The sequence below is a fragment of the Agromyces sp. NPDC058064 genome (genome assembly GCF_042885275.1).
GTDB lineage: Bacteria > Actinomycetota > Actinomycetes > Actinomycetales > Microbacteriaceae > Agromyces.
Genome location: NZ_JBHVSE010000002.1, coordinates 870325 through 894124, shown reverse-complemented (window position 1 = coordinate 894124; position 23800 = coordinate 870325). Strand labels below are relative to the sequence as shown.

Here is a 23800-nt window from a genome sequence, read left to right as displayed (position 1 = left end):
CCTCGATAGGGCGGGGTGTGATCGGGACGGCAGCCCGAGCGACGCCGCCGGGCGCCGCCCGTCCACGGTAGCAACTCCGGCGGCCGAGCGCGGTCACCTGTGGAGAACGGCGCCCGCGGTCAGCGGCCCTGGCGCTCGGTGTCGTCGGTGAAGTGGGGCACCTCGTCCATGAGCTTGTGCCCGCGGCGGTTGGCGTCGACGCGCGCCTTCACGAGGCTCGCCACGGTCGCGACGGCCATCGCGGCGAGGATGACGCCCAGGGACATCCACGTCGAGATCTCGGGGGCCCACTCGATGTGCTCGCCGCCGTTGATGAACGGGAGCTCGTTCACGTGCATCGCGTGCAGCACGAGCTTCACGCCGATGAAGGCGAGGATGAAGGCGATGCCGTACTTGAGGTATTCGAGGCGCTCGAGGAGGCCGCCGAGGAGGAAGTAGAGCTGGCGCAGGCCCATCAGGGCGAAGACGTTCGCGGTGAAGACGATGAACGCCGACTGCGTGATGCCGAAGATCGCGGGGATCGAGTCGAGCGCGAAGAGCAGGTCGGTCGTGCCGATCGCCACGAACACGATGAGCATGGGCGTGAAGAAGCGCTTGCCGTCGATCGTGGTACGGAGCTTCACGCCGTCGTACTCGTCGGTGAGGCGCACGCGCTTGCGCAGCATCCGGACGACGAAGGTCTCGCTGTCCTCGTCCTCGTGGTCGCCGCGCACCTGCTGGATCGCCGTCCACACGAGCCACGCGCCGAAGATGTAGAAGATCCAGCTGAAGTTCTCGATGAGCTGGGCGCCGAGCAGGATGAAGATGCCGCGCAGGACGAGGGCGATGATGATGCCCACCATCAGCACCTCCTGCTGCAGCTTCCGCGGCACGGAGAACCTCGCCATGATGATGACGAACACGAAGAGGTTGTCGATCGAGAGGCTGTACTCGGTGAGCCAGCCGGCGAGGAACTGCCCGCCGTGCTCGGCGTCGCCGAGCCAGAACATCATGCCCGCGAAGATGAGGGCGAGCACGACGTAGAAGACGACCCAGAGCGTCGACTCCTTCATCGAGGGCACGTGCGGGCGCTTGAGCACGAGCAGCAGGTCGCCGATGAGGATGAGCGTCAGGACGATGAGCGAACCGACTTCGAACCAGACGGGGAGTTCGAGCACGTTGGACCTTTCGGAGTTCGGGGACGACGGAATCCGAAAGTCTCTCCCAGGCTGCTCGCGCAGCTTCCACGACCGGAGCGGCTGCGACGGCGCTCGTACTGACGATCGTGGGCCGAGGCACGGCCTCGCGGGATACTCCCCTTCGCTCCGGCGAGTCTAGTCGAAATCACGGCCACGTAGACTCGTACCCCCGATCCGAGGAGAGAACTTGAGCGCCAAGACGACGCCGCCCCCCGCCCGCCAGTACCGCCCGACGCCGGGCTCAGCGCTGATCGGCTACGCGATCTTCGCGAGCCGGTGGCTGCAGGCCCCGCTCTACCTCGGGCTCATCGTCGCCCAGGCGATCTACGTGGTCGTCTTCCTCGTCGAGCTGTGGCACCTCGGCGAGGAGGCCCTGCACGACCTCACCCACATCGACGAGGCGACCATCATGCTCATGGTGCTCGGCCTCATCGACGTCGTCATGATCGCGAACCTCCTGATCATGGTGATCATCGGCGGCTACGAGACCTTCGTCTCGCGCATCAGGGTCGACGGCCACCCCGACCAGCCCGAGTGGCTCTCGCACGTGAACGCGAACGTGCTGAAGGTGAAGCTCGCGATGGCGATCATCGGCATCTCCTCGATCCACCTGCTGAAGACCTTCATCGAGGTCGGCGACCTCGGCTCGCCCAAGGCCGAGAACAAGACCGGCGACATCTACACGAGCGACGGGGTGATGTGGCAGGTGCTGATCCACCTGACGTTCATCCTCTCCGCGGTCGCCCTCGCGTGGATCGACCGGATGTCGTACCACAAGGTCGCCCCGCACGAGGTGCACGACGGCGTGCCGGTGGCCTACCCCGACGCGCGCTCCGGCCTCGCCGACCGAGACGACGAGCTCGAACCGACGGCCGGCCGCCGCTGAGCCGGCGCGGGTGCCGCCTCGCGCGGCACCCGCGTGGGGCGGTTGTGCATCGGATGCCGCGTGGCGGGCCGCGCACGGGGCATCCTGCCGGAGACGACGAATGCCCCCGCCTGGGCGAGGGCATTCGGACTGCGAAGCACGGTCGTGACCCCAGCGGGATTTGAACCCGCGCTGCCGCCGTGAGAGGGCGGTGTCCTAGGCCGCTAAACGATGGGGCCGTGCTGTGCAGAACGGCACGTTCTGCGACGAATGCCCCCGCCGAAGCGAGGGCATTCGTCTGTTGTCATACTTCACAGTCGTGACCCCAGCGGGATTTGAACCCGCGCTGCCGCCGTGAGAGGGCGGTGTCCTAGGCCGCTAAACGATGGGGCCGTGTTTTCTCAGAACTTGTCGTTCTGTTTTCGACAACTTGAAGAGTATGACACACGTTTCCGGCACATTCCAAATCGAGCGCCGGGGTCTGTTCCGACGGCTCAGGCGAGCACCCGGAGCGCCCCCGGGACGACCCTGACGGACACCGGCGGAGCCCCGATCCGCTCGCCGTCGGCGTAGGCGACGACGTCGTCCGCCTCGATGGTCACCTCGCGCGCGGTCACGAACTCGACCGCCGGATGGTCGACGTGCTCCCCCGCGAAGACCTTCGGGAAGACGCCGACGAACGCCGCGCGCGAGAGCGGGTGCACGATGAACACGTCGAGCAGCCCGTCGGCGAGGTCGGCGTGCGGCGCGATGCGCATGACCCCGCCGAGCGAGGAGTTGTTGGCGACCGAGACGAGCATGGCGCGCTGCTCGCGGCGGACCCCGTCGATCGTCAGCACGTAGTCGCGCGGCCGGAACGTGGCGAGCTCGCGGAGGATCGCGAGCGTGTACCGGCTGGGGCCGCGAGGCCGGGTCATCCGATTCGCCCGCTCGTTGACGACCGCGTCGAAGCCCGCCGAGACCACGCCGGCGAACCAAGTGTCGACGCTGCCCTGCCGCACGATCCCGGCGTCGATCGTCCGCGCCGGAGCCCGCAGCTGCGCGACGAGGCGCTCGGTGCCCGCGGCGGGGTCGTCGACGGGCAGCCCGAGCCCCCGCGCGAGGTCGTTGCCGGTGCCCGCCGCCACGATGCCGAGGGGCACCGCCGTGCCGGCGACGAGGTTCACGCCGAGCGACGCCATGCCGTCGCCGCCGACGACCACGACGCCGTCGGTGCCGTGCGCGAACGCGCGCTCGGCCTCGCGGCGCAGCAGCTCGAAGTTCGCCTCCCTGAGCATCGCGACCTCGTAGCCCTCGCGGACGAGCCGCTCGGCGACCGCGGGGCCGACGGCGCGGTTGCGGCCGAACGACGCCGCGGGGTTCACGGCGACGAGCAGGCGCTCGGGGGCTCGATCCATGGGCCGATTCTGGCAGCGATTCGGGCCCCGGGGCGGCTTGCGCGCCGGAACGGCGGGGTGTTGGCTCGGAGCATGCGCCTCACGAAACTCGAACACGCCGCCCTCGTCATCGAGCACTCGGGCGACAAGCTCTACATCGACCCGGGCAAGTTCACGACGCCGATCACCGAGTCGGCCGGCGCCGTCGCCGTCGTCGTCACGCACGAGCACGACGACCACTGGACGCCCGACCAGCTCGAGCGCATCATCGAGCAGAATCCCGACGTGCGCATCTTCGGCCCGGCCGGCGTCGCCGCGGCGGCCGCCGGCCTCCCGGTGGAGGTCGTCGCGGCGGGCGACGAGGTCGAGGTCGGGCCGTTCCGCCTGCGGTTCTTCGGCGGCCGGCACGCCGTGATCCACCCGTCGATCCCGGTGATCGACAACCTCGGGGTGCTCGTCAACGACGGGCTGTACTACGCGGGCGACTCGTTCGCCGTGCCGGAGGGCGTCAGCGTCGACGTGCTCGCCGCTCCCGCCGGCGCGCCGTGGATGAAGATCAGCGAGGCGATGGACTACGTCGAGGCCGTCGCGCCGCGACGCGCGTTCCCGACCCACGAGATGCTGCTCTCGACCGCGGGCAAGGCGCTGTCGAACGCCCGCCTGACGTGGGCGACCGAGCAGCACGGCGGCGAGTACCTCCCGCTCGAGCCCGGCGACACGCTCGACTTCTGAGCGACGACCGGCGGCCGTGCGCCGCACTGTAGGGCGTCCACAAACACGTCCGACCTCGGTGCGCGAACCGTTGTCGATCAGCACAGAGATTCCGCGGCATCCGTTGAGGGATTCTCGCGCGCTGCTACGTTCGGGGCACCTCAGGCGCACCGCGCCATCGCGGCGCCACGGCGGCACCGCACCGGCGCGGCGTCGGCTCCCCTGAGTCCGCGGGCGCGACCCGACAAGACAGCGCCCGCAACCGATGACCTGCACCGTCATCGTCCTGCACCCTCCACTTCCGGGCACGCGGCCGCGCGCCATCTCGACGTGCCGTCGCGCCCGGGCGACCACAGGAGTCTCAATGACGAGAATCGACCCGCCCGTGCACCGCCACGGCACCGGCGTGAAGATCACAGCCGTGATCCTCGCGATCGCCCTCACCGCCCTCGCGGCGTTCTTCCTGCTCACGACGGGAAAGATGGATGCCGGAGCGACGCAGCTCGCCGACGGCGCGAGCCTCGCCGACGACGGCTCGGTCGCGCTCGCCGACGGCAGCGAGACGCTCGCGGGCGGCGCCGGCGACCTCGAGGAGGGCACGGCGAAGGCGGCCGCGGGGGCCGAGAAGGTCTCGGCCGGCGCGACCTCGGCCTCGGCGGGAGCCGAGCGCCTCAAGGCCGGCGCCGAGAAGAGCGCCGCGGGCGCTCTGAAGGTCTCGGACGGCGCGGCCCGTACCGCGAGCGGCGCGGCCGAGCTCGATGCGGGTGCCGGGCGTCTCGTGACCGGCGCGGGTGAGCTCGACGCGGGCGCCGTGCGGCTCGAGAACGGCACCGACCTCCTCGTGGCCGGAGCCGGCACGCTGAGGGGTGGGTCGGCCGCTGCCGCGGCCGGTGCGACCCAGCTGAGCGCCGGGGCCGGAGCCCTGAACACCGGCGCCGACGCACTCGCCGCGGGTGCCGGTCAGGCGGCCGGCGGTGCCGCGCTGCTGCAGGCCGGTGCCGGCACGCTCGCCGAGAAGACGAGCCTCCTCTCCGCCGGCAGCACCGCACTCGCCGACGGCGCGACCTCGCTGGCCGCCGGCGCCGCCCAGGTCTCCGGCGGCATCGGGCAGGCGAAGGCGGGGGCCGACCAGCTCGCCAGCGGTGCCGCGACGCTGAGCACCGGGGTCGGCACGCTGAAGACGAGCGGCGAGAACCTCGCCGCAGGCGCCGCTGCGGCGCACACGGGCGCGAAGTCGGTGGCCGCGGCGAACGCGAACCTCGCTGCCGGCCTCTCGGGCCTCTACGAGCAGCTCGCCGAGTCCGGCGCCGACGCGAGCCTGCTCGGCGCCGTCGCGCAGCTTCGCGACGGCGCGGTGGCCGCACGCGACGGCGCAACCCAGGTCGAGGCGGCGACGGGCTCGATCGCCTCCGGCTCGACCGCGCTCAGCGCGGGCATCACGAGCGCCAAGGGCGGCGCCGACTCCGTCCACGCCGGCTCGACCGGTCTCGCGAGCGCGCTCGGCACCCTGGCGACCGGCGGGGCGAACCTGGCCGGGTCCTCCGAGTACCTCGCCGGCAAGGCGGCGGAGCTCGCCGACGGCTCGATGCAGATCGCCGCGGGCACCGGCACACTCGCGACCAAGTCCGGCGAACTCGCCGCGGGCACCGGGAGCGTCGCGAGCGGCGCTGCGACGATCGCCGCGGGCACCGGTCTCCTCTTCGCCAAGTCCGGCGAACTCGCCGCCGGCAACGTGAAGCTGCTGAGCGGCACCGAGCGCCTGCTCGCGAGCTCGGGCCTGCTCGCCGCCGGCGCCGACAACCTCGCCGCGGGCACCGGCCGCCTCGTCACGAAGTCGGGCGAGCTCGCCGCCGGAACCGCCCGCCTCACGGAGGGCGCGCAGACCCTCTCGACGGGTGCGGGCGAGCTCTCGGCGGGCGCGAGCACCCTGAGCGCCGGCGCCGGCAACCTCGCCGCCGGCGCGGCGACCCTCGCCACCGGCGCGGGCGACCTCGCCGACGGAACCGAGGAGCTCGCCGCGGGCAGCACGAAGCTGGCCTCCGGTGCCGACGAGCTCGCGGCCGGTGCGAGCGAGCTCAGCGCGGGCAACACCAAGCTCGCCGACGGCACCGCGGAGCTCGCGGACGGCACCGCGAAGGTCTCGCCCGGATCGGTCGCGCCGTGGCTGCTCGTCCTCCTCGGCCTCGGCGCCGCGGCCATCGCGGCCTGGATCGTGCACCGCGTGCGGTTCCGGAAGGCCGTGACGAACACCGAGGCCGCCGCGGCCTAGGACGCGAACACCCGATGGGGCGGTCGAGCGCGAAGCCCGACCGCCCCATCGACGTCGTCTCAACCGCCCCGGCCACCGCCGCCGCCGCGATCGCCGCCGCCATCGCCATCGCGACCACCACCGCCACGGCCGTTGCGGTCGTCGCCGCCGCCGTCACCCGGACCGCTGCCGTCGCCGCCGGATCCGCCGCCGAACTCGGCGGGCTCCCCTCCGCCCGTGCCCGCGGGCTCCGCGGTCTCGGCGGGCTCGTCCTCGTCGTCGTCGGGCGACTGCAGGTTCGGCGGCGGAGCGACCACGGGCCCCGGGCCGAGCTCGCGGAACGTGCCTCCGCCGTACTTCGCCGCGGCGACCGACATCACGGCGGGCCACATGCGATGCCGCGCCGTCGCCGCCTCGCCGCTGTCGAACGAGATCCCGCGCTGATTGGCGTCGCCGTTCACGCTCACGACGGCCGCGACCGTCGCGACCTCGGTGCTCGCGCCCGCCATCCAGGTGTCCTTCGCACCGTCGGTCGTGCCCGTCTTCCCGATGAGCGGCACGTACGGCACCGTGTTGTTGTTCGACTCCCGCGCCGTGCCGTCCGTCATGACGCGACTCATGCCGTAGTGCATTCCGGCGGCCACGTCGGGCGACACCGCGGCGGTGCACGCCGACTTCGGGACGGGAACCTCGGCACCGTCGCGGACGATGCGCTCGATCGCGATCGGCGTGCACGTGACCCCGTCGTTGGCGATGCCGGCGAACGCGATCGCCAGGCTGAGCGGAGCGATCTCGTTCGTCCCGATCACGGTCGCGGGGCTCTGCCCGAGCGGATTCCCGTCGGCACGGTGCATCCCGAAGGCCTCGGCCGTCTTGCGGATGCCGCAGAGGTCGAGTTCCTTGGCCATGCCGAGGAACCCGGTGTTGATCGACTGGGTCGTCGACTGCAGCGCGGTGTACGCACCGCCCGACTCGCCGGCGTCGTTCTTCGGGTTCCACCCCTCACCCGAGACGTCGATGTCGCCGAGGCAGCTGTCGTGGAAGACGCCCCAGTTGGACCGGGGCCGGGAGTCGACGCGTTCGCTCAGCCCGTGCCCCTCCTTCAGCCACTGCGCGAGCGTGAACACCTTGTAGGTGGACCCGGGCTGGAACCCGCGGGAACCTCCCTGCGTGAAGTCGGTGTTGTAGTTGATGCTCGTGTACTGGGCGCCGGAGGCGAGGACCGCCGGGTCCTGGCTGTACACCTTGTTCTGGGCCATCGCGAGCACGCGCCCGGTGCCGACCTGCACGCTCGAGATGACGCCGCCGAGGTCCCAGCCGGGGAAGGTCTGCGGCACGTTGTCGGCGATCGCCTTCACCGCGGCGGACTGCAGGTCGAGGTCGAGCGTCGTGTAGACGTCGTAGCCGCCCCGGCGGAAGTTCAGCATGCGGGTCTCGGCGTCCTCGCCGAAGGTCGGGTCCGTCTGGAGGATGTTCTTGACGTAGTCGCAGAAGTACGCACTCGCGCCGGCGGTCTGGCAGCCCGTGCTCGGCTCGGTGATCTTCGGCTCGACGGGCGTCGCGATCGCCTCGTCGTAGCGCTCCTGGGTGATCTTCCCGAATGCGAGCATCCGTCCGAGGATGTAGTCGCGGCGGCCGTGGTTGTCGGCGTAGCCGTCGGCCGCGCCGTTCCGCTCGTTCGCGGGCTTGTCGATGCGGAACTTCTCGGGGTTGTTCACGATCGCGATGAGCGAGGCCGCCTGGGCGAGGGTGAGATTCGACGAGGAGGCGCCGAAGTAGTAGTTCGCCGCCGCCTCGATGCCGTAGACGGTGCCGCCGAATCCCGCGATGTTGAGGTAGCCGAGCAGGATCTCGTCCTTCGTGTACCGCTTCTCGACGCCGATCGCGAGCCGCATCTCCTTCACCTTGCGGTCGATCGTCGTCTCCGTGACCGAGTCGTAGCAGTCCGTCTTCACGTCGGCGACGATCTGGTCGCGCTGCTCGCTGGTCAGCTCGGTGCCGTCGGCCTCGGCCGCGGCCTCGGCCGCATCGACCTCCGCCACGCCGGACTCCAGCTCGCACTGCTGCACCCGCACGTTCTTGACGTACTGCTGCGCGATCGACGACCCGCCCTGGGTGTCGCGACCGCTCGCCGTCGTCGCCGCCGCGCGGAGGGTGCCCTGCATGTCGATGCCGCCGTGGTCGTAGAAGCGCGGGTCCTCGCTCGCGACGGTCGCGTCCTTCACGTCCTGGTCGATCGCCTCCCAGCGGACCTCGACGCGGTTCTGGTCGTAGAACGACGCGAGCAGCACGGACTTGCCGCCCGCGCCGGTCGCGTAGATGTTGCTCTTCTCCGACAGCTCGCCGATCGCGAGGTACCCGGGGAGGTTGTCGAACATGCTGATCGTGCTCGAGGCCGCGAGGCCGACCATCGCGATCGACGGGGTGACCGAGACGGCCACGAGCGCGGCGGCCGCGGCGCTCGCGACGATCAGCCCGACGAACCCCCCGATGACGCCGCCGGGGGTGCGCGTCTCGGCGAAGTCGCGGTTCCGCTTGTTCCGCGCCGGATTCTCCTCGACCACCCGATCGCCCTCCCACCCCTGCGCTCAGCAGTGCGTTCGAGCCCCGACGAGCAGGGCCCCTCCTGCGCTGTCACTCAATGACACCTCAGCAGGCCCGAGTTGTCCAGCATCGACACGACCCGGCTCGTCAGTTCGGCGCCCCGAACGGCGGGAGCACCGGCGGGAACAGGGGCACGCCGCCCCCGGCCAGGTGGTCGCGCTCGCCGTAGGCCGCCTTCAGCCGGTCGAAGATCCGCTGTCCGTCCTCCCTGAGCCGGTCCAGGTCGACGCCCGGGATCGCCCCCTCCCGGAGCACCGTCCGCCCGCCGACCATGCTGAACCGGGCGTCCCGCGCCGACCCGGCGAGCACGAGCGTGCGCAGCGGGTCGTCGACCGGACCGGTGCGCACGTCGTCGAGCGCGAACGCGCTGAGGTCGGCGGTCGCACCGACGGCGATGCGGCCGAGGTCGGGTCGGTGCAGGGCCCGGGCTCCCCCGCTCGTCGCGGCGTCGACGTACTCGGCGAGGAGGCCCCGGCCGAGGTCGGAGTGCTGCGCCTTCGCGAGGTGGACGCCGGCGTCGATGCCCCTGATGAGGTCGGGCGGGAACGAGTCGCTGCCGAGCGCGATGTTGACGCCGGCGTCGAGGTACTGCGAGAGCTTCTCGAGGAGGAAGGCGTAGCGCTGGTTCGTGAGCGGGCAATGGATGATCGAGACGCCCGCCGCGGCGAGCTTCGCGAGGTCGCCGCGGTCCTCGCCGTGCACCTCGGGGTGCACGTCGAGGTAGACGCCATGGGCGAGCACGAGCCGCTCGTTCAGCAGCCCGACGCGTTCGAGGAGGCCGAGCGGGGTCGCGCCGTGCGTGTCCGCGAAGAGCTCGCGCTCGGCGAGGTCCTGCAGGGCGTGCGCGCGCACGAGCGTGCCGCGCTCGGCGGAGACGCGGGCGGTCGCCTCGAGCAGTTCGGCCCGAACGGTCTCGATGCGGCACGGCGCGAGGACGCCGGTGACGAGCGGATCGCCGAGCGCCTCGACGGTGTCGAGGAACCGGACCGCCTCGGCGAACGCGCGCCTGCCCGCCTCGTCGTCCCAGGCGATCGCCGACCCCCCGTCCTCGGTCGTGACGTGCACTCCCGAGCGGTACGACGGCCCGAGGAAGGTCCGGAGGCCCAGCTCGCCGGCGATCCGGGCCACGTCGAGCAGGTCGTCGTGCGTCTCGGCCCACGCCGAGTGCACCTCGGACGCGATCGGCATGAACGTCGTGATGCCGTGCAGGGCGAGCTGCACGAGCGCGAAGCGGCGCATGGAGCTGCGCTCCTCGGCCGTGAGCACGTCGTGCCGCCGGGCGAAGTAGTCGGCCGACCAGTCGAGCCGCCGCTGCGCGGCGCCGTCGCACCAGGCGTCGAGGGTGAGGTGATCGACGTCGGCGAGCGCGTCGAGGTCGATGAGCCCGGGCATGAGGATGCTCCGCCCGAGCGCGATGCGCTCGGTCGCCCCGGCGCCGGCCGGGGCATCCGCGGCACGACCGACCCACGCGATGCGATCGCCGTCGATCACCACCGCGCCGTCGCGGAGCTCGGTGTGGCCGTGACCGTCGTGGGAGACCACGAAGTCGGCGGTGACGAGCGTCGTCATGCGGTGGCCTGCGCGGCGAGGCGTTCGCGGCGGACGGGCTTCCACCCGGGCCGCGGCACCGCGGCGCGCAGCGATCGCGTGTACGGGTGCACCGGATCGGCGAGGAGCTCGGCCGTGCGACCGCCGTCGACGACGCGGCCCTGCTCCATGACGATCATGCGGTCGGAGATCTGGTTGACCACGGCGAGGTCGTGCGAGATGAACAGGTAGCTCACCTCGCGTTCGGCGCGGATGTCGGCGAGCAGGTTCAGGATCTGCGCCTGGATCGAGACGTCGAGCGCCGCGACGGCCTCGTCGAGCACGATGACCGCGGGGTCGGCGGCGAGCGCCCGGGCGATCGCGACCCGCTGGCGCTGCCCGCCCGAGAGCTGGTGCGGGAACTTGTCGGCGAACCGTTCGCCGAGCCCGACGGACTCGAGGATCTCGCGGGCGCGCCCACGGGCCTCCTCCCGGGTCGCCCCCGTGCCGGCGTGCAGCGCGACACTCGTCGCGACGATCTCGCCGACCCGCTGCCGCCCGTTGAGGGAGGAGTACGGGTCCTGGAAGACGTACTGCACCTCCCGTGCCCAGCGCCGTCGGTCGGCCAGATGCTTGACGCCCTTCGCCCGCGACTCGCCGCGCACCGAGAGCTCGCCCTCGGTGACGGTCTCGAGCCCCACGAGCATGCGGGCCACGGTCGTCTTGCCCGAGCCCGACTCGCCGACGATCGCGAGGCACTCGTTCGGGTACAGCTCGAAGGAGACGTCGTCGACCGCGATGACGGGGTCGTCCTTGGCGGGCCCCGGGAACACCTTGCGCAGCCCGCGCGCGACGACGATCGGTTCGCCGCCGGCCGGCTCGGTGCGGTCGACGCGGTCGGTGGGAACGGGCCGGTTCATGATGCCTCCGCCTTCAGCAGCTCGTGGGTCGCTCGGTCGTAGCGCAGCACCGGCAGGCGGTCGACGCGCTCGTCGATGCTCGGCCGCGCACCGAGCAGTTCGATCGTGTAGGGGTGGGTGGGCGCCTCGTACACGTGCTCGCCCTGTTCGACGATCTGCCCCGAGTACATGACCGCCAGGCGGTCGCAGCAGGCCGCGGCCAGCTCGAGGTCGTGCGTGATGAAGAGCAGCGCGAGCCCGCGCGCGCGGCGCTGCTCCTCGAGGATCGCCATGACGTCGGACTGCGCGGTCACGTCGAGCGCCGTGGTCGGCTCGTCGGCGAGGATGAGCCGGGGCTCGGCGAGCAGCACGCTCGCGATCATGACGCGCTGCAGCAGGCCGCCCGAGAGCTCGTGCGGGTACTGCCGCAGCCGCTGCTCGGGGTTGCGCACGCCGACCTCGTCGAGCAGCACGACCGCGCGGCGCTCGGCGTCGCGCCGGTCGACGCCGCGATCGCGGACGAGCGACTCGGTGAGGAAGTCGCCGACGCGGTGCACCGGGTTCACGTGCGCCCGGGGGTCCTGGAAGATCATGCCCACGTCGCGCGAACGGTAGCGGCGCAGGGCGGCCGGGTTCATCGAGAGCACGGATGCCCCGTCGAACGCGATCTCGCCGGTCACCCGGAACGCGGGCTCGAGCATCCGCGTGATCGCGCGGGTCGTGAGGGACTTGCCCGATCCCGACTCGCCGACGAGGCCGAGCGACTCGCCCTCGCCGATCGTGAGGCTCACCCCGTCGAGCAGGGTCTGCTCGCCGCCGCGCAGGCGGAGCGTCGCCCGGACGTCGTCGAGTCGCAGCAGGGTGTCGGTCATCGCATGCTCCTTGCACTCGAGGTGAGCCGATCGCCGATGACGGTGACGCACCAGACGATGAGGACGATCAGGGTGCCCGCGGCGATCGCCTCGGTGGGGTGGCCGCGCAGCACCGAGTCGAATCCGCTTTTGACCATGAGGCCGAGGTCGGCGGTGGGCGGCTGCACGCCGAGCCCGAGGAACGACACCGCGGCGAGCTCGATGACCGCGAAGCCGAGCGACGACACGGCCTGGGCGACGACGATGGGCTGCACGTTCGGCAGGATCTGGGTGAAGGTGATGCCCGTGCCCGACTGGCCCTGGAGCCAGGCGGCCGAGACGTACGGCATCCGCCGTTCGCGGAGGGAGGCGCCGCGCACGACCCGCGCGACGTAGGGCACGTAGGCGATCGCGAGACCGCCGACGACGGTGGCGAGGCTCGGCCCCCAGATCGCCACGGCGATGAGCGCGAACACGATGCCCGGCACCGCGAAGAGGATGTCGAGCACCCACGCGACGGCGGTGTCGGTGCGCCCGCCGCGCCATGCGGCCAGGAGGGCCAGGAGCGTGCCGACGACGGTGGCGATGAGGATCACGAGGCCGGGGCCGGCGAGCGTGATCCGCGAGCCCCAGATGAGTCGCGAGAGGATGTCCCGACCGAGCGCGTCGGTGCCGAGGAGATGCGCGGGCGACGGCCCGCTGAGCGAGGCCATCAGGTCGGGGTAGTCGGGGTCGTAGGGCGCCACGACCGGCGCGAAGATCGCCGCGAGGGCGATGACGAGCAGGATCGAGGCGGCGATGCAGCCGACGACGCCGAGGCGGTCGGCGACGCGGCGGGCGCGGCCCGTGCCGCGTCGCTCCCGCACGCTCGCGACGGCGAGGCTCATGGTGGAGGGGGTGGTCATTGCCGGCTCCCGAGGGTGATGCGCGGGTCGATGAAGGTGTAGAGCACGTCGACGATCGCGTTGACGACGACGAAGGCGACGACGAGCACGAGGATCACGGCCTGCACGACCGCGAAGTCGCGCTGCAGGATCGCCCGGACGAGCAGCGAGCCGAGCCCGTCGAGGGCGAAGACGTTCTCGACGACGACCGCGCCCGCGATGAGCGTCGCGATCGTGAGGCCGAGCACGGTGACGATCGGGATGAGCGAGTTGCGCAGCACGTGGTGCCGCACGATGTGACCGGACGCGAGCCCGCGGACGGTGGCGGTCTGCACGTGCTCGCGCCCGCCCTCCTCGAGCACCGCCGCACGCGTGATGCGCGCGAGGTAGGCGGCGCTCGCGACGCTGAGCGCCACGGCCGGCAGCACCAGGTGGTACAGGGTGTCGACCCCGCCGGTTCCCGACCCGAAGGTCGGGAACCAGCCGAGGCCCACCGCGAACACGCTGATGAGGGCGACGCCGACGACGAACGACGGCGTCGAGAGCCCGACCGCGGCGAGCGTCGAGGTGAGCTGGTCGCTCCATCCGCCGCGGAGCGCCGCGAACGTGCCCGCGGCGATGCCGACGACGGCGATGATGATCGCCGCCATCGACACCAGCGCGAGCGTCGTTCCCACACGGCCCGAGATCAGCGCCGAGACATCCTGCCGGTAGACGATCGAGTAGCCGAGGTCGCCCCGCAGCACGTCGCCGAGCCAGGCGACGTAGCGCAGGAGGAACGGGTCGTCGAGATGGTACTGCTCGGTGACGGCGGCGATCTGCTCGGGGGTCCCGCCCCGGGGCCCGAGGATGAACGCCAGCGGGCTTCCGGGGGCGAGGTAGAGCAGCCCGAACACGATGAACGAGGTCACGAGCAGCACGAGCAGGAGCCCGCCGAGCCGCCGCAGCAGGTATGGAGCGAGGGACATCGGGACTACTCCACCCCGCCGATGGTCGCGGCCCACGGTGCGTAGAGGTACGCGAACGAGGCGGTCGCGCCCGAGATGCGGTCGTTCTGCACGAGCGTGACGGGCTCGTACGCGAGCGGGATCCACGGCAGCTCGGTCGTGATGATGCGCTGCGCGTCGATCACGAGGTCGGCGCGGGCGGCCGGGTCGGTCTCGGCGCGGGCGGCGAAGAGCTGCTCGTCGGCGCTGTCCCAGCCGGTGTAGTTGTGGCTGTCGGTCGACGCGAAGAACTGGTACACGTCGAGCGCGTCGGCGAAGCTGCCGTAGTTGGTCGTGAAGAAGCCGTCGATGCCCTCGCGCGCGGTCGGGTCGAAGTAGAGGTTGCCGAACTGCTCGACCGGGATGACCTTCGTCTCGATCTCGAGCCCGATCGCCTGCCCCGCGGCCTGGATCACGTTCGCGGTCTGCTCGTGCACGGCCGAGCTGCCCTGCACTGCGAGCACGATGGGCGCGTCGGGCGCTCCGGCCTCGGCGACGAGCCGCTTCGCCTCCTCGAGGTCGGGGTCGGCCGAGAACTCCTTCGACGCCTCCTCGAAGGCGGCGGTCTCGTAGCCCCAGTAGTCGGGGCCGGCGAGGGTCGTCGCCGGGATGCCGGCGCCCTGGAAGACGACCTTCGTGAGGGCCGCGCGGTCGATCGCGAGCGAGAGCGCCTGGCGGATGCGGTCGTCGCCGAGCCCGCCGTCGAAGTTCGCGGTGACCATGGTCCAGAAGACGAGCGACTTGCCGTAGCTCGTCGTGACCTCGTCGCTGTTCGCGAGCTGGGTGAGCCCTGCGGGCGGCAGGTAGAAGTACTGGCCGTCGACGTCGCCCGTGCGCAGCGCGTTGACCGCGGTCGACTCGTCGGCGATGAAGCTGAAGCTGAGCTTCGCCGCGAGCGGCACCTCGCCCCAGTAGCCCTCGTTCGCGGCGAGCTCGATGCTCTTGCCCGAGTTCCACGCGGCGAGCGAGAAGGGCCCGGTGCACGAGAGGCCGCCGCTCGGGGTGCCGAACGCGTCTCCCTCCGCCTCGGCGGCGGCCTTCTCGACGATCGCGCCGGCCGCGGTGCCCATCGCCTGCGTGAACAGCACGTCGGGCTGGGTGAGCTTCACCGTCACCTGGTCGGGCGCGGTGACGTCGACCGAGGCGACGTTCTGGAAGTAGCTCGAGAAGTAGCTCGTCGCGGTCTCGCCGAGCTGGCGCTGCAACGAGTAGGCGACGTCCTCGGCGGTGAGCGGGTTGCCGTTCCAGAAGGTGACGCCGTCGCGGATCGTGTAGACGATCGTGGTGTCGTCGGGCTGGTCGACCGCGGAGGCGAGTCCGGGCTCGGTCGAGAGCTCGGGAGTGAGGCGCACGAGGCTCTCGCAGAGGTTCGCGGTGACGGTGTTCTCGGCGTAGTTGAAGCCGAAGATGGGGTCGAGCGACATCGGCTCGTACGGCAGGTTCCACTTGACCTCGTCGACGGGCTGCGTGCCCGGCTCGGTCGTCGTGGCGAGGTCGGCGAGGTCGATCGAGAGACCGCCCTCCTCGCCGTCGTTCTGCGCTGCCGTGCAGGCGGTGAGGGTGAGACCGATGACGGCCAATGCGGCCGACGCGGTCAGGATGCGGCGTCGTGACACGGGGAACTCCTTCGTCGTGGTGTCGTGGTGGTGCATGAGGGGATCGGTGCGGAAGGGTGCGGGAAGGATCGCCCGGCGCGTTCAGCGCCGGTGCAGGGCGCGATCGTCGCGGATGACGCGCTCGGGCGTCGGCCGGTCGACCACGATCTGGGCGAGCGACTCGCCGTGGAACTCCAGCCGGGCGGGGTGGGTGGGCCCCGACCAGTCGGCGAGGTCGGCGGCGCCGATCAGGCGGGCCCCCTCGATGGACGAGATGCGGTAGCAGCGCTCGAGCTCGGCGTCGGTCCTCGCGCCGGTGCGGTACGCGAGCAGGTGCGCGCGGTCGACCATGCTGCCGGTGCCGAACGGGCTCCACGAGTCGCGGACGCCGTCGGACCCGGCGGCGAGCTGCACGCCGTGCGACTCGAGCAGCGCGAGGTCGGGTACGGGGTCGTCGCCGAGCGCGCAGGTCGTGACCCAGAGGCCGGCCGCCGCGACGCGGTCGAGCGTGTCGCGCAACGACGGGGCCGAGGCATCCGCGAGGGCGAAGGCGTGGCTCACGGTGACCCGGCCCTGCATGCCGGCCGCGACGGTGCGCGCCGCGATCTCGCGGATCTGGGCGAGCCCGGGCTCGCCGCCGTCGTGCAGGTGGATGTCGAGATCGCGCCCGGCGCGCTGCGCCAGGCCGAACACCGCGTCGAGGTGCGCGTCGACGTCGCCCTCGAGGCCGAGCGGATCGATGCCGCCGACGAGGTCGGCGCCGGCCCCGAGCGCCGCCGCCATGACGTCGAGCGTGCCGGGGTTCGTGAGGAGCCCGAACTGCGGGAATGCCACGATCTGCACGGTGAGCTCGGGGGCGAGCCGCTCGGCGGCCGCGCGGACGCCCTCGACGTTGCGGAGGCCGAGCTCGGTCGAGACGTCGACGTGCGCGCGCATTCCCAGCGTGCCGTTCGCGCGGGCCGCGCTGAGCAGGGCGAACGCGCGCTCCTCCACGCTGCGCGTCTCGGCGAGCTGCGTCGCGAGGTCGCCCGCGATGAGCTCACGCAGGGATGCCGCGGGGCGGCGCGACGCCCATCGCCCGCCCCAGCTCGACTTGTCGGGGTGGATGTGCGCATCGACGAGCGCCGGGGCGACGACGACGTCGGGGGCCGGAACCGCCGCGACCTCTGCGGCCCGGGCGCGGTCGTGGTCGATCGTCGTGATCGCGTCTGCCATGTGGGCGAACTCCTTCGTTCGAGGGTGGCGGGCACCTGCGCCGTATTTGTCAGATGTTATGATAACCATACTTTCGAGCTGGAAGAGAATGGACCCGTGGAACCCATCCGACGCAAGTCACTCGTCGACACCGTGGTCGACCGCCTGAACACCGAGATCGCCTCCGGCGCCTGGCCGATCGGCACGCGCATCCCGACCGAGGCCGAACTCACCGAGCGCCTCGGCGTCAGCCGACCGTCCGTGCGCGAGGCCGTGCGCTCGGTCGTGCAGCTCGGCCTCCTCGAGACCCGCCAGGGCGACGGCACCTACGTCGTCGCGAGCGACGCGACCGAGGTGGCGCTGCGCCGCACCCTCGGCGGTGCCGACTCGCGCGAGGTCCTCACCGTGCGACGCGCGCTCGACGTGCTCGCCGCGCGCGAGGCCGCCCTGCACCGGACCGACGCCGACCTCGCCGCCCTCAGGGGCGAGCTCGCCCTGCGGCGCCAGGCCATCAGCCGCAGCGACGTCGACGCCTTCGCGAACCACGACGTCGCGTTCCACGTCGGCGTCGCGGAGGCCTCGCACAACCGGCTCCTCGTCGGCATCTACGCGAGCTTCGACGGCTCGCTGCGCCAGTCGGTCGCGCACAACTCGTGCCTCTCGAACAACGCCGACCCGAGCGTCGTCGACCTGCACGAGGCGCTCCTCCACGCGATCGCCGCTCGCGACGTCGACGCGGCCACGGCGGCTGCCCTCGGCGTCCTCGACCAGACCGAGCAGTCCCTGCATGACTGAGCGGGGCGTCGGCATCGGCGCCCCGCTCCTCGCCGGCGTGCTCGTGGTCGGCATCGGCCTCTCGGTGCGGTCGCCGATCACGAGCGTGTCGGCGCTGCTGCCCGAGATCGAGACCGCGTACGACTTCAGCGCAGCGGGGCTCGCGACGCTGAGCGCCATCCCCGTGCTGCTGTTCGGGCTCGCCGCCCCGCTCGCGCCGGTGTTCGCCCGGCGGTTCGGGGTCGATCGGGCCGCCGCCGTCCTGCTGATGGCGCTCGGCCTCGCGATGCTCGTGCGCCCGCTCGGCCCGACCGCCCTCATCGCGGGAACCGTGGTCGTCGGGGCGAGCATCTCGTTGCTCGGCATCCTCACCCCGCAGCTCGTGCGCACCCATCTGGGGCGGCGCCAGGGGCTCTGGTCGGGCGTGTACACCTCCGTGTTCGGCGTCAGCGCGGCACTCGGCGCCGCGCTCGCGATGCCGCTGTTCGACGCGCTCGGCGGCGACGCCGCCACGGCGCTGCTCGTCTGGGCGCTCCCGATCTGCCTCGTCGCGGTGTTCGCGCTGCTCGCGGCGCCGCGCCTGGCCGTGGCGGCGACGGGTGCGGGCGAGCCGAGCTCGCGGGCGGGCGACGGCTCGATCCTGCGCGCCCCGCGAGTGTGGTCGGTCACGGGGTTCTTCGGATGCCAGGCGCTGATCTACTTCGCGCTCACCGCCTGGCTCCCGACGATCGTGGTCGACCGCGGCGCCGACGCCGCGACCGGCGGGCTGCTGCTCGCCTGGCTCAGCATCGCCGGGATCCCCGCCGCGCTCCTCGCACCCACGATCGCCGCGCGCTTCCGCAGCCAGTCGGCCGTGACGGCGGTCGTCTCGCTGCTCTCTGCCGCGGGGCTCGGGGGGCTCGCCTTCGCCCCGGCCTCGTCGGCCGCCGTGTTCGTCGCGGTGCTCGGCGTCGCGCAGAGCGCGGCATTCGGCCTCGCCGTCGGGCTCATCGTGCAGAAGGCGCCGAGCGCCGCGCGCACCGCCTCGTTCTCGGCGGTGGCCCAGGGCGTCGGCTACGCGATCGCCGCGCTCGGCCCGCTCGCGCTCGGCATGTTCTCGACGGCGGGCGTCGGGTGGTCGACGCTGCTCGCCGCGCTCCTCGGCGTCGCGGCCGCCCAGCTCGTCTTCGGCGTCCTGGCGGGGCGGCCCCTCCGAGCGACGCCGATGCCGACACGGCCGACGCACGATGCCGAGCAGCTCGAGGGGCCGCACCGCGGCTGATCTGCGCTCCCCCGCCTCCACCACCGCCACTCCCGAAGGACCGCACATGCTCATCCGAAACGTCCGCCCCTGGGGCTCCGCCGCCGCCGATGTCCGGATCGACGGCGGTCGCATCGCCGAGGTCCTCCCCCACGACGGCGCGGCACGGCCGCGGCCGGCGGGGGCGCCCGACTCCCCCGCCCGCCCCGGCGGAGAAGGCAGAGACGGCGAGCTCGACGGCCGGGGCCGTCTCCTCCTCCCCGCGTTCAGCGACGTGCACGTGCACCTCGACTCGACCCGCATCGGCCTGCCGTTCCGGCCGCACACCGGCGGCCCCGGCGTCTGGACGATGGTGATGAACGACCGCGCGAACTGGCGCGACGCCGAGGTGCCGCTCGCCGAGCGCGTCGCCGGCACCCTCGAGCGCATGATCGCGCACGGCACCACCCGGGTCCGCAGCTTCGCGCAGGTCGACGTCGACTGCGGCCTCGAGCGCTTCGAGGCGGTCATGGCCGCGAAGGAGCGGTTCGCCGGGCACGCCGACGTGCAGGTCATCGCGTTCCCGCAGGCCGGGCTCCTCCGCGAGGCGGGCTCGGTGGAGGTCCTCGACGCCGCACTCGCCGCGGGTGCCGACGTCGTCGGCGGCATCGACCCGTGCGAGCTCGATCGCGATCCGGCACGCCACCTCGACCTGGTCTTCGGCCTCGCCGAGAAGCACGGGGTCGCGGTCGACATCCACCTCCACGAGCCCGGCGAGCTCGCCGTGTTCAGCACCGAGCTGGTGATGGAGCGCACGCGTGCCCTCGGCATGCAGGGCAGGGTCACGATGTCGCACGCGTACAGCCTGGGTTCGGTGTCGGATGCCACGAGCCGACGCCTGATCGACGGCTTCGCCGAGCTCGACATCGCGCTCGCCACCGTCGCCCCAGCCGCATCCGGCCAGCTCTCGCTCGTCGACCTCGCCGAGGCCGGGGTCAGGGTCGGCCTCGGCGAGGACGGCCAGCGCGACTACTGGAGCCCGTACGGCAACTGCGACCTGCTCGATCGCACCTGGCAGCTCGCGTTCACGCGCGGGTTCCGCCGCGACGAGCTGATCGAGCACTGCCTCGCGATCGCCACGATGGGCGGCGCGAGCATCATGGACGCCGGCTCGCCGCGACTCGCCGGCGTCGGCGACCGCCCGGGCCTCGCGGTCGGCGACCGCGCCGACCTCGTGCTCGTCGACGGCGAGACCCCGACGAGCGCCGTCATGGACCGCGGCTCGGACCGCACGGTGCTCCACGACGGGCGGGTCGTCGCCGACGGGCTCCGGGTCGTCGGCTGACGGCTGCTCCGCCGCTCAGCCGCGGGCGGCGGTGCGCTTCGGTGCGGGCGGAGCCTGGGGCATCCGCCGCACCTGGCCGAAGCGCTCGGCCGCAGGCACGAGCAGCAGCGGGCGCGCGAGCACCCAGCCGCCGACCATGACGACGATCGAGACGGCGAAGATCGCGAAGCCGACCCAGTCGTCGGACTCCCGTGCCGCGTACATGTGGTTGAGGTTGCGCAGCGCCCCGGTCGCGAGCACGAGCACGACGTGCGCGAAGGTGAAGAGCAGGAAGAACAGCATCACGGGGTAGTGCAGCGCACGGGCGGCGCGCTCGGGCACGGCCCGCGCGAGCGGGCCCTCGAGCGGCCAGCCCGGCGAGAGCCGGAGCCCCGTGAGGATCGCGAGCGGCGAGGCGATGAAGACGATCGCGAAGTACGCGAGCACCTGGGCGTCGTTGTACGACACCCACGAGTTCTCGGTCGGCCAGTCGAGCGAGAGGTACTGCAGCACGACCGAGATCGAGCCGGGCACCACGTCCCAGCTCGTCGGCACGATGCGCACCCACTGCCCGGTCGCGAACAGCAGCACGACGTAGACGACGCCGTTCAGCACCCAGAACGCGTCCACGACGAGGTGCAGCCACACCGAGATGCCGAGTCGGCGCGGGGCTCCCTTGGTACGCGGCCACCGCGTGTTGTCGCGCGTCCAGAACGCGGGCGGGCGGGCCTTCGACCGCACGATGAGCCCCGTGCGCACGAGCATCACGAGGAAGAAGGCGTTGAAGAAGTGCTGCCAGCCGAGCCAGGCCGGGATGCCGACGGGAGCCCCCTCGGGCAACGGGGTGTGGCCGGGGTACTCGGTGATGAACGCCTCGACGGCGGGCAGGGTGCGCAGGCCCCGCGCGACGAGCACGGCCACCGCGAGGAGGACGAGCAGGCCGCCGGCGATGAGGAGCAGGCGCTTCGCGGAGAGGCCCGCGACGAGTGCGGAGCGCAGGGATGACGGCACGTCTCTCAGCGTGACAAAGGCCGCGGCTCGATGCAAACCCGGATGTCACGAAGTCGCTCAGTGGGCATCGAGCCCCCGTACGTAGCCCGAGAGCCAGCTCTTCAGCTCCACGCCGAGGTCGTCGCGATCGACCGCGAGCTGGATCACGGCCTTGATGTAGTCCAGCTTGTCGCCCGTGTCGTACCGGCGACCACGGAACACGACCCCGTACACCCCGCCCGTGCCCTCCACGTCCTCCGCCATCGTCATCAACGCGTCGGTCAACTGGATCTCACCGCCCTTGCCCGGCGCCGTGTCCTCCAGCACGTCGAACACCTGCGGCTTCAGCACGTACCGGCCGATCACCGCATAGTTCGACGGCGCGACCTCCTTCGCCGGCTTCTCCACCAGACCCGTGATCCGCACCACGTCCGGATCGTCCGTCGCCTCCACCTGCGCCGCCCCGTACAAGTGGATCTGATCCGGATCCACCTCCAGCAACGCCACGATCGACGCATCCCGCCGGACCTGCTCGTCCAGCATCCGCGTCAGCAACTCGTCCCGCGCGTCGATGATGTCATCACCCAGCAGCACCGCGAACGGCTCATCCCCCACATGCATGTGCGCCCGATGCACCGCATGCCCGAGCCCCAACGGGTCGCCCTGACGCACGTAATGCATGTCGGCCAGCTCGGTCGACTCGTTCACCTTCTCGAGCTTGGCCGTGTCGCCCTTGCGCTCCAGGGTCGCCTCCAACTCGGCCACCCGGTCGAAGTGATTCTCCAACGCGTTCTTGTTCCGACCCGTGATCATCAACACATCCGTCAGGCCGGCATTCACCGCCTCCTCGACCACGTACTGGATCGCCGGCTTGTCGACCACCGGCAGCATCTCCTTCGGCATCGCCTTCGTCGCCGGCAGGAACCGCGTCCCCAACCCCGCCGCAGGAATGACCGCCTTCGTGATCCGCCCGTTCGCGGGCGCCGCCGTGCTCTCCGTCATCGTCGTCTCTCCGTCATCGTCGTCGATCTGCTCGTGGAGCCGGCCTGCGCGGCCGGCGTCGTGCCGCCCCGCCCGGCTCAGGCGGGCCGGAACCCGGTCGTCTCGGGCGGCGGGGCGTGCCGGATCATGAGGTGGCGGGTGACCGAGTAGTCGAGCAGCGGCTCGATCGACATGTCCTTGCCGAAGCCCGAGCCCTTGACGCCGCCGTGCGGCGCCTCCGAGGCGATCGGCAGGTGGTCGTTCACCCAGGTCACGCCCACGTCGAGCGACTGGCTGACCCGCAGTGCGCGGCCGACGTCGCTCGTCCAGACCGAGGAGGCGAGCCCGTACGCGCTGTCGTTCGCGAGCGCGATGCCCTCGGCCTCGCCGTCGAAGGGCAGCACGACGAGCACCGGACCGAAGACCTCGCCCTGGACGATCTCGGACGACTGGGCCGCGCCGACGAGCAGCGTCGGCGCGAAGTAGGAGCCGATGCCCTCGAGGGAGCGGCCGCCGACGAGCGCCTCGGCGCCCTCGGCGACGGCACGCGAGACGAAGCCCTCGACCCGCTCGCGGTGGGCCCGCGACACGAGCGGCCCGATGTGCGTCTCGGGGCTCATCGGATCGCCCGCGACGACACCCGAGACGGCCTGTCGCAGCGCCGCGACGCCGTCGTCGTAGACCGAGCGCTCGAGGTAGACCCGGGTCGCCGCGGTGCAGTCCTGGCCCGAGTTGTAGGTGGCGCCCATCGTGACGGCCTGGGCCATGGCGCCGAGGTCGGCATCGGCGAAGACGATGACGGGCGCCTTGCCCCCGAGCTCGAGATGCACGCGTTTGACGCCCTCGACCGCGCCGCGCATGACGGCCTTGCCCGTCTGGGTCGAGCCGGTGACGCTCACCATGTCGACCTCGCGGTGCGTGACGAGCGCCTGGCCCACCTCGGCGTCGCCCGTGACGACGTTGAAGATGCCGGCGGGCAGCCCTGCCTCGAGGGCGAGCTCCGCGAAGCGGAGGGTCGTGCGCGGCGTCGCGGGGGCGGGCTTCACGATCACCGCATTGCCCGCGGCGAGCGCGGGGCCGGCCTTCCAGATCGCCATGATGAGCGGGAAGTTCCACGGCGTGATGCCCGCGACCACGCCCACGGGTCGCCGGGTGAGGATCGAGGTGTAGCCGTTCGAGAACGATCCGGCCCCGGTGCCGTCGAGCGAGCGCGCCGCACCCGCGAAGAAGCGGAGGTTGTCGATGCCGAAGGGCAGTTCGCCGTCGAACGCGGTCGTCCACGGCTTGCCCGAGTCCTCGACCTCGAGCTTCGCGAGGTGCTCGGCGTCGGCCTCGAGCGCGTCGGCGAGGCGGAGCAGTGCCAGCGAGCGCTCCCCCGGCGTCTTCGCCGCCCAGGCGGGCTGCGCGGCGCGCGCTGCGGCGGCGGCCTCGTCGACGTCGGCGACGCCCGAGGCGGTGAACGACGCGACCTCCTGCTCGGTCGCGGGGTTCGTGATGACGGCGTCGCCGCCGGTGCCGGGGCGGTACTCCCCGATGAAGGTGCCGGTCGTCATGGGTGCTCCTTTCGAGAGCGGTCGCGGGCACTGGGCCCGGT

General features: G+C 72.1%; 19 protein-coding genes and 2 tRNA genes. 6 read left to right on the top strand and 15 right to left on the bottom strand.

What is annotated here, in order from left to right; all coding sequences use genetic code 11:
* Window positions 1–119: 119 nt before the first annotated feature.
* Window positions 120–1157 carry a TerC family protein gene (locus tag ACFVSL_RS10040; RefSeq protein ID WP_386940662.1) on the bottom strand — a complete coding sequence of 346 codons (1038 nt, stop codon included), beginning with the start codon at window positions 1155–1157 and terminating at the stop codon, window positions 120–122.
* A gap of 208 nt (window positions 1158–1365) precedes the next feature.
* Here ACFVSL_RS10040 and ACFVSL_RS10035 point away from each other — a divergent pair, with 208 nt between their 5' ends.
* Window positions 1366–2064 carry a TIGR00645 family protein gene (locus ACFVSL_RS10035; RefSeq protein WP_386940660.1) on the top strand — a complete coding sequence of 233 codons (699 nt, stop codon included), beginning with the start codon at window positions 1366–1368 and terminating at the stop codon, window positions 2062–2064.
* 145 nt (window positions 2065–2209) lie between these two features.
* On the opposite strand, the gene ACFVSL_RS10030 is transcribed toward ACFVSL_RS10035, so the two are convergent.
* The 3 genes from ACFVSL_RS10030 to ACFVSL_RS10020 form a co-directional block, all read right to left on the bottom strand.
* Window positions 2210–2282 (bottom strand) — tRNA-Glu (locus ACFVSL_RS10030).
* 81 nt (window positions 2283–2363) lie between these two features.
* Window positions 2364–2436 (bottom strand) — tRNA-Glu (locus ACFVSL_RS10025).
* Window positions 2437–2537: 101 nt separating this feature from the next.
* Window positions 2538–3440, bottom strand: coding sequence for a diacylglycerol/lipid kinase family protein (locus tag ACFVSL_RS10020; RefSeq protein ID WP_386940658.1), 903 nt, complete (start codon window positions 3438–3440; stop codon window positions 2538–2540).
* 72 nt (window positions 3441–3512) lie between these two features.
* Between ACFVSL_RS10020 and ACFVSL_RS10015 the strand changes: the two genes are divergently transcribed.
* Both ACFVSL_RS10015 and ACFVSL_RS10010 read left to right on the top strand, forming a co-directional pair.
* Window positions 3513–4151, top strand: coding sequence for an MBL fold metallo-hydrolase (locus tag ACFVSL_RS10015; protein WP_386940657.1), 639 nt, complete (start codon window positions 3513–3515; stop codon window positions 4149–4151).
* Between the two features lie 343 nt (window positions 4152–4494).
* Window positions 4495–6399: a hypothetical protein gene (locus ACFVSL_RS10010; RefSeq protein ID WP_386940655.1), complete on the top strand. Its 1905-nt coding sequence runs from the start codon at window positions 4495–4497 to the stop codon at window positions 6397–6399.
* 59 nt (window positions 6400–6458) lie between these two features.
* Here the strand turns inward: ACFVSL_RS10010 and ACFVSL_RS10005 are convergent, their stop codons facing one another.
* From ACFVSL_RS10005 to ACFVSL_RS09970, 8 genes are all read right to left on the bottom strand, one after another.
* Complete coding sequence (locus tag ACFVSL_RS10005; RefSeq protein ID WP_386940653.1) at window positions 6459–8942, bottom strand: transglycosylase domain-containing protein; 2484 nt, start codon at window positions 8940–8942, stop codon at window positions 6459–6461.
* A gap of 127 nt (window positions 8943–9069) precedes the next feature.
* A complete protein-coding gene (locus tag ACFVSL_RS10000) occupies window positions 9070–10551 on the bottom strand; it encodes a chlorohydrolase family protein (RefSeq protein WP_386940651.1) in 1482 nt (493 codons plus the stop codon).
* The gene (locus ACFVSL_RS09995; RefSeq protein ID WP_386940649.1) at window positions 10548–11429 is read right to left on the bottom strand and encodes an ABC transporter ATP-binding protein; all 882 of its coding nucleotides are present in this window, start codon (window positions 11427–11429) and stop codon (window positions 10548–10550) included. The genes ACFVSL_RS10000 and ACFVSL_RS09995 overlap by 4 nt, the downstream gene beginning before the upstream one ends.
* A complete protein-coding gene (locus tag ACFVSL_RS09990; RefSeq protein ID WP_386940647.1) occupies window positions 11426–12280 on the bottom strand; it encodes an ABC transporter ATP-binding protein in 855 nt (284 codons plus the stop codon). Before ACFVSL_RS09990 ends, ACFVSL_RS09995 begins: the two co-directional genes overlap by 4 nt.
* The gene (locus ACFVSL_RS09985; RefSeq protein WP_386940645.1) at window positions 12277–13164 is read right to left on the bottom strand and encodes an ABC transporter permease; all 888 of its coding nucleotides are present in this window, start codon (window positions 13162–13164) and stop codon (window positions 12277–12279) included. Before ACFVSL_RS09985 ends, ACFVSL_RS09990 begins: the two co-directional genes overlap by 4 nt.
* A complete protein-coding gene (locus tag ACFVSL_RS09980; protein ID WP_386940643.1) occupies window positions 13161–14111 on the bottom strand; it encodes an ABC transporter permease in 951 nt (316 codons plus the stop codon). Before ACFVSL_RS09980 ends, ACFVSL_RS09985 begins: the two co-directional genes overlap by 4 nt.
* A gap of 5 nt (window positions 14112–14116) precedes the next feature.
* A complete protein-coding gene (locus tag ACFVSL_RS09975; RefSeq protein ID WP_386940641.1) occupies window positions 14117–15745 on the bottom strand; it encodes an ABC transporter substrate-binding protein in 1629 nt (542 codons plus the stop codon).
* An 81-nt stretch (window positions 15746–15826) separates the two neighbouring features.
* Complete coding sequence (locus ACFVSL_RS09970; protein ID WP_386940639.1) at window positions 15827–16939, bottom strand: amidohydrolase family protein; 1113 nt, start codon at window positions 16937–16939, stop codon at window positions 15827–15829.
* Window positions 16940–17035: 96 nt separating this feature from the next.
* On the opposite strand from ACFVSL_RS09970, the gene ACFVSL_RS09965 reads away from it, so the two are divergent.
* From ACFVSL_RS09965 to ACFVSL_RS09955, 3 genes are read left to right on the top strand one after another with little or no spacing between them, the layout of a single operon-like run.
* A complete protein-coding gene (locus ACFVSL_RS09965) occupies window positions 17036–17713 on the top strand; it encodes a FadR/GntR family transcriptional regulator (RefSeq protein WP_386940637.1) in 678 nt (225 codons plus the stop codon).
* Window positions 17706–18953 (top strand): MFS transporter, encoded by a 1248-nt coding sequence (locus ACFVSL_RS09960; RefSeq protein WP_386940635.1) that lies wholly within the window; start codon window positions 17706–17708, stop codon window positions 18951–18953. Before ACFVSL_RS09965 ends, ACFVSL_RS09960 begins: the two co-directional genes overlap by 8 nt.
* 46 nt (window positions 18954–18999) lie before the next feature.
* Window positions 19000–20256 carry an amidohydrolase family protein gene (locus ACFVSL_RS09955; RefSeq protein WP_386940634.1) on the top strand — a complete coding sequence of 419 codons (1257 nt, stop codon included), beginning with the start codon at window positions 19000–19002 and terminating at the stop codon, window positions 20254–20256.
* Between the two features lie 15 nt (window positions 20257–20271).
* Here ACFVSL_RS09955 and ACFVSL_RS09950 read toward each other — a convergent pair whose 3' ends face one another.
* The 3 genes from ACFVSL_RS09950 to ACFVSL_RS09940 form a co-directional block, all read right to left on the bottom strand.
* Window positions 20272–21246: a cytochrome b/b6 domain-containing protein gene (locus tag ACFVSL_RS09950; RefSeq protein ID WP_386940632.1), complete on the bottom strand. Its 975-nt coding sequence runs from the start codon at window positions 21244–21246 to the stop codon at window positions 20272–20274.
* Window positions 21247–21303: 57 nt separating this feature from the next.
* Window positions 21304–22227, bottom strand: coding sequence for a UTP--glucose-1-phosphate uridylyltransferase GalU (gene galU / locus ACFVSL_RS09945; protein ID WP_386940631.1), 924 nt, complete (start codon window positions 22225–22227; stop codon window positions 21304–21306).
* A gap of 77 nt (window positions 22228–22304) precedes the next feature.
* Window positions 22305–23759 carry an aminobutyraldehyde dehydrogenase gene (locus ACFVSL_RS09940; protein WP_386940629.1) on the bottom strand — a complete coding sequence of 485 codons (1455 nt, stop codon included), beginning with the start codon at window positions 23757–23759 and terminating at the stop codon, window positions 22305–22307.
* Window positions 23760–23800 lie beyond the last annotated feature (41 nt).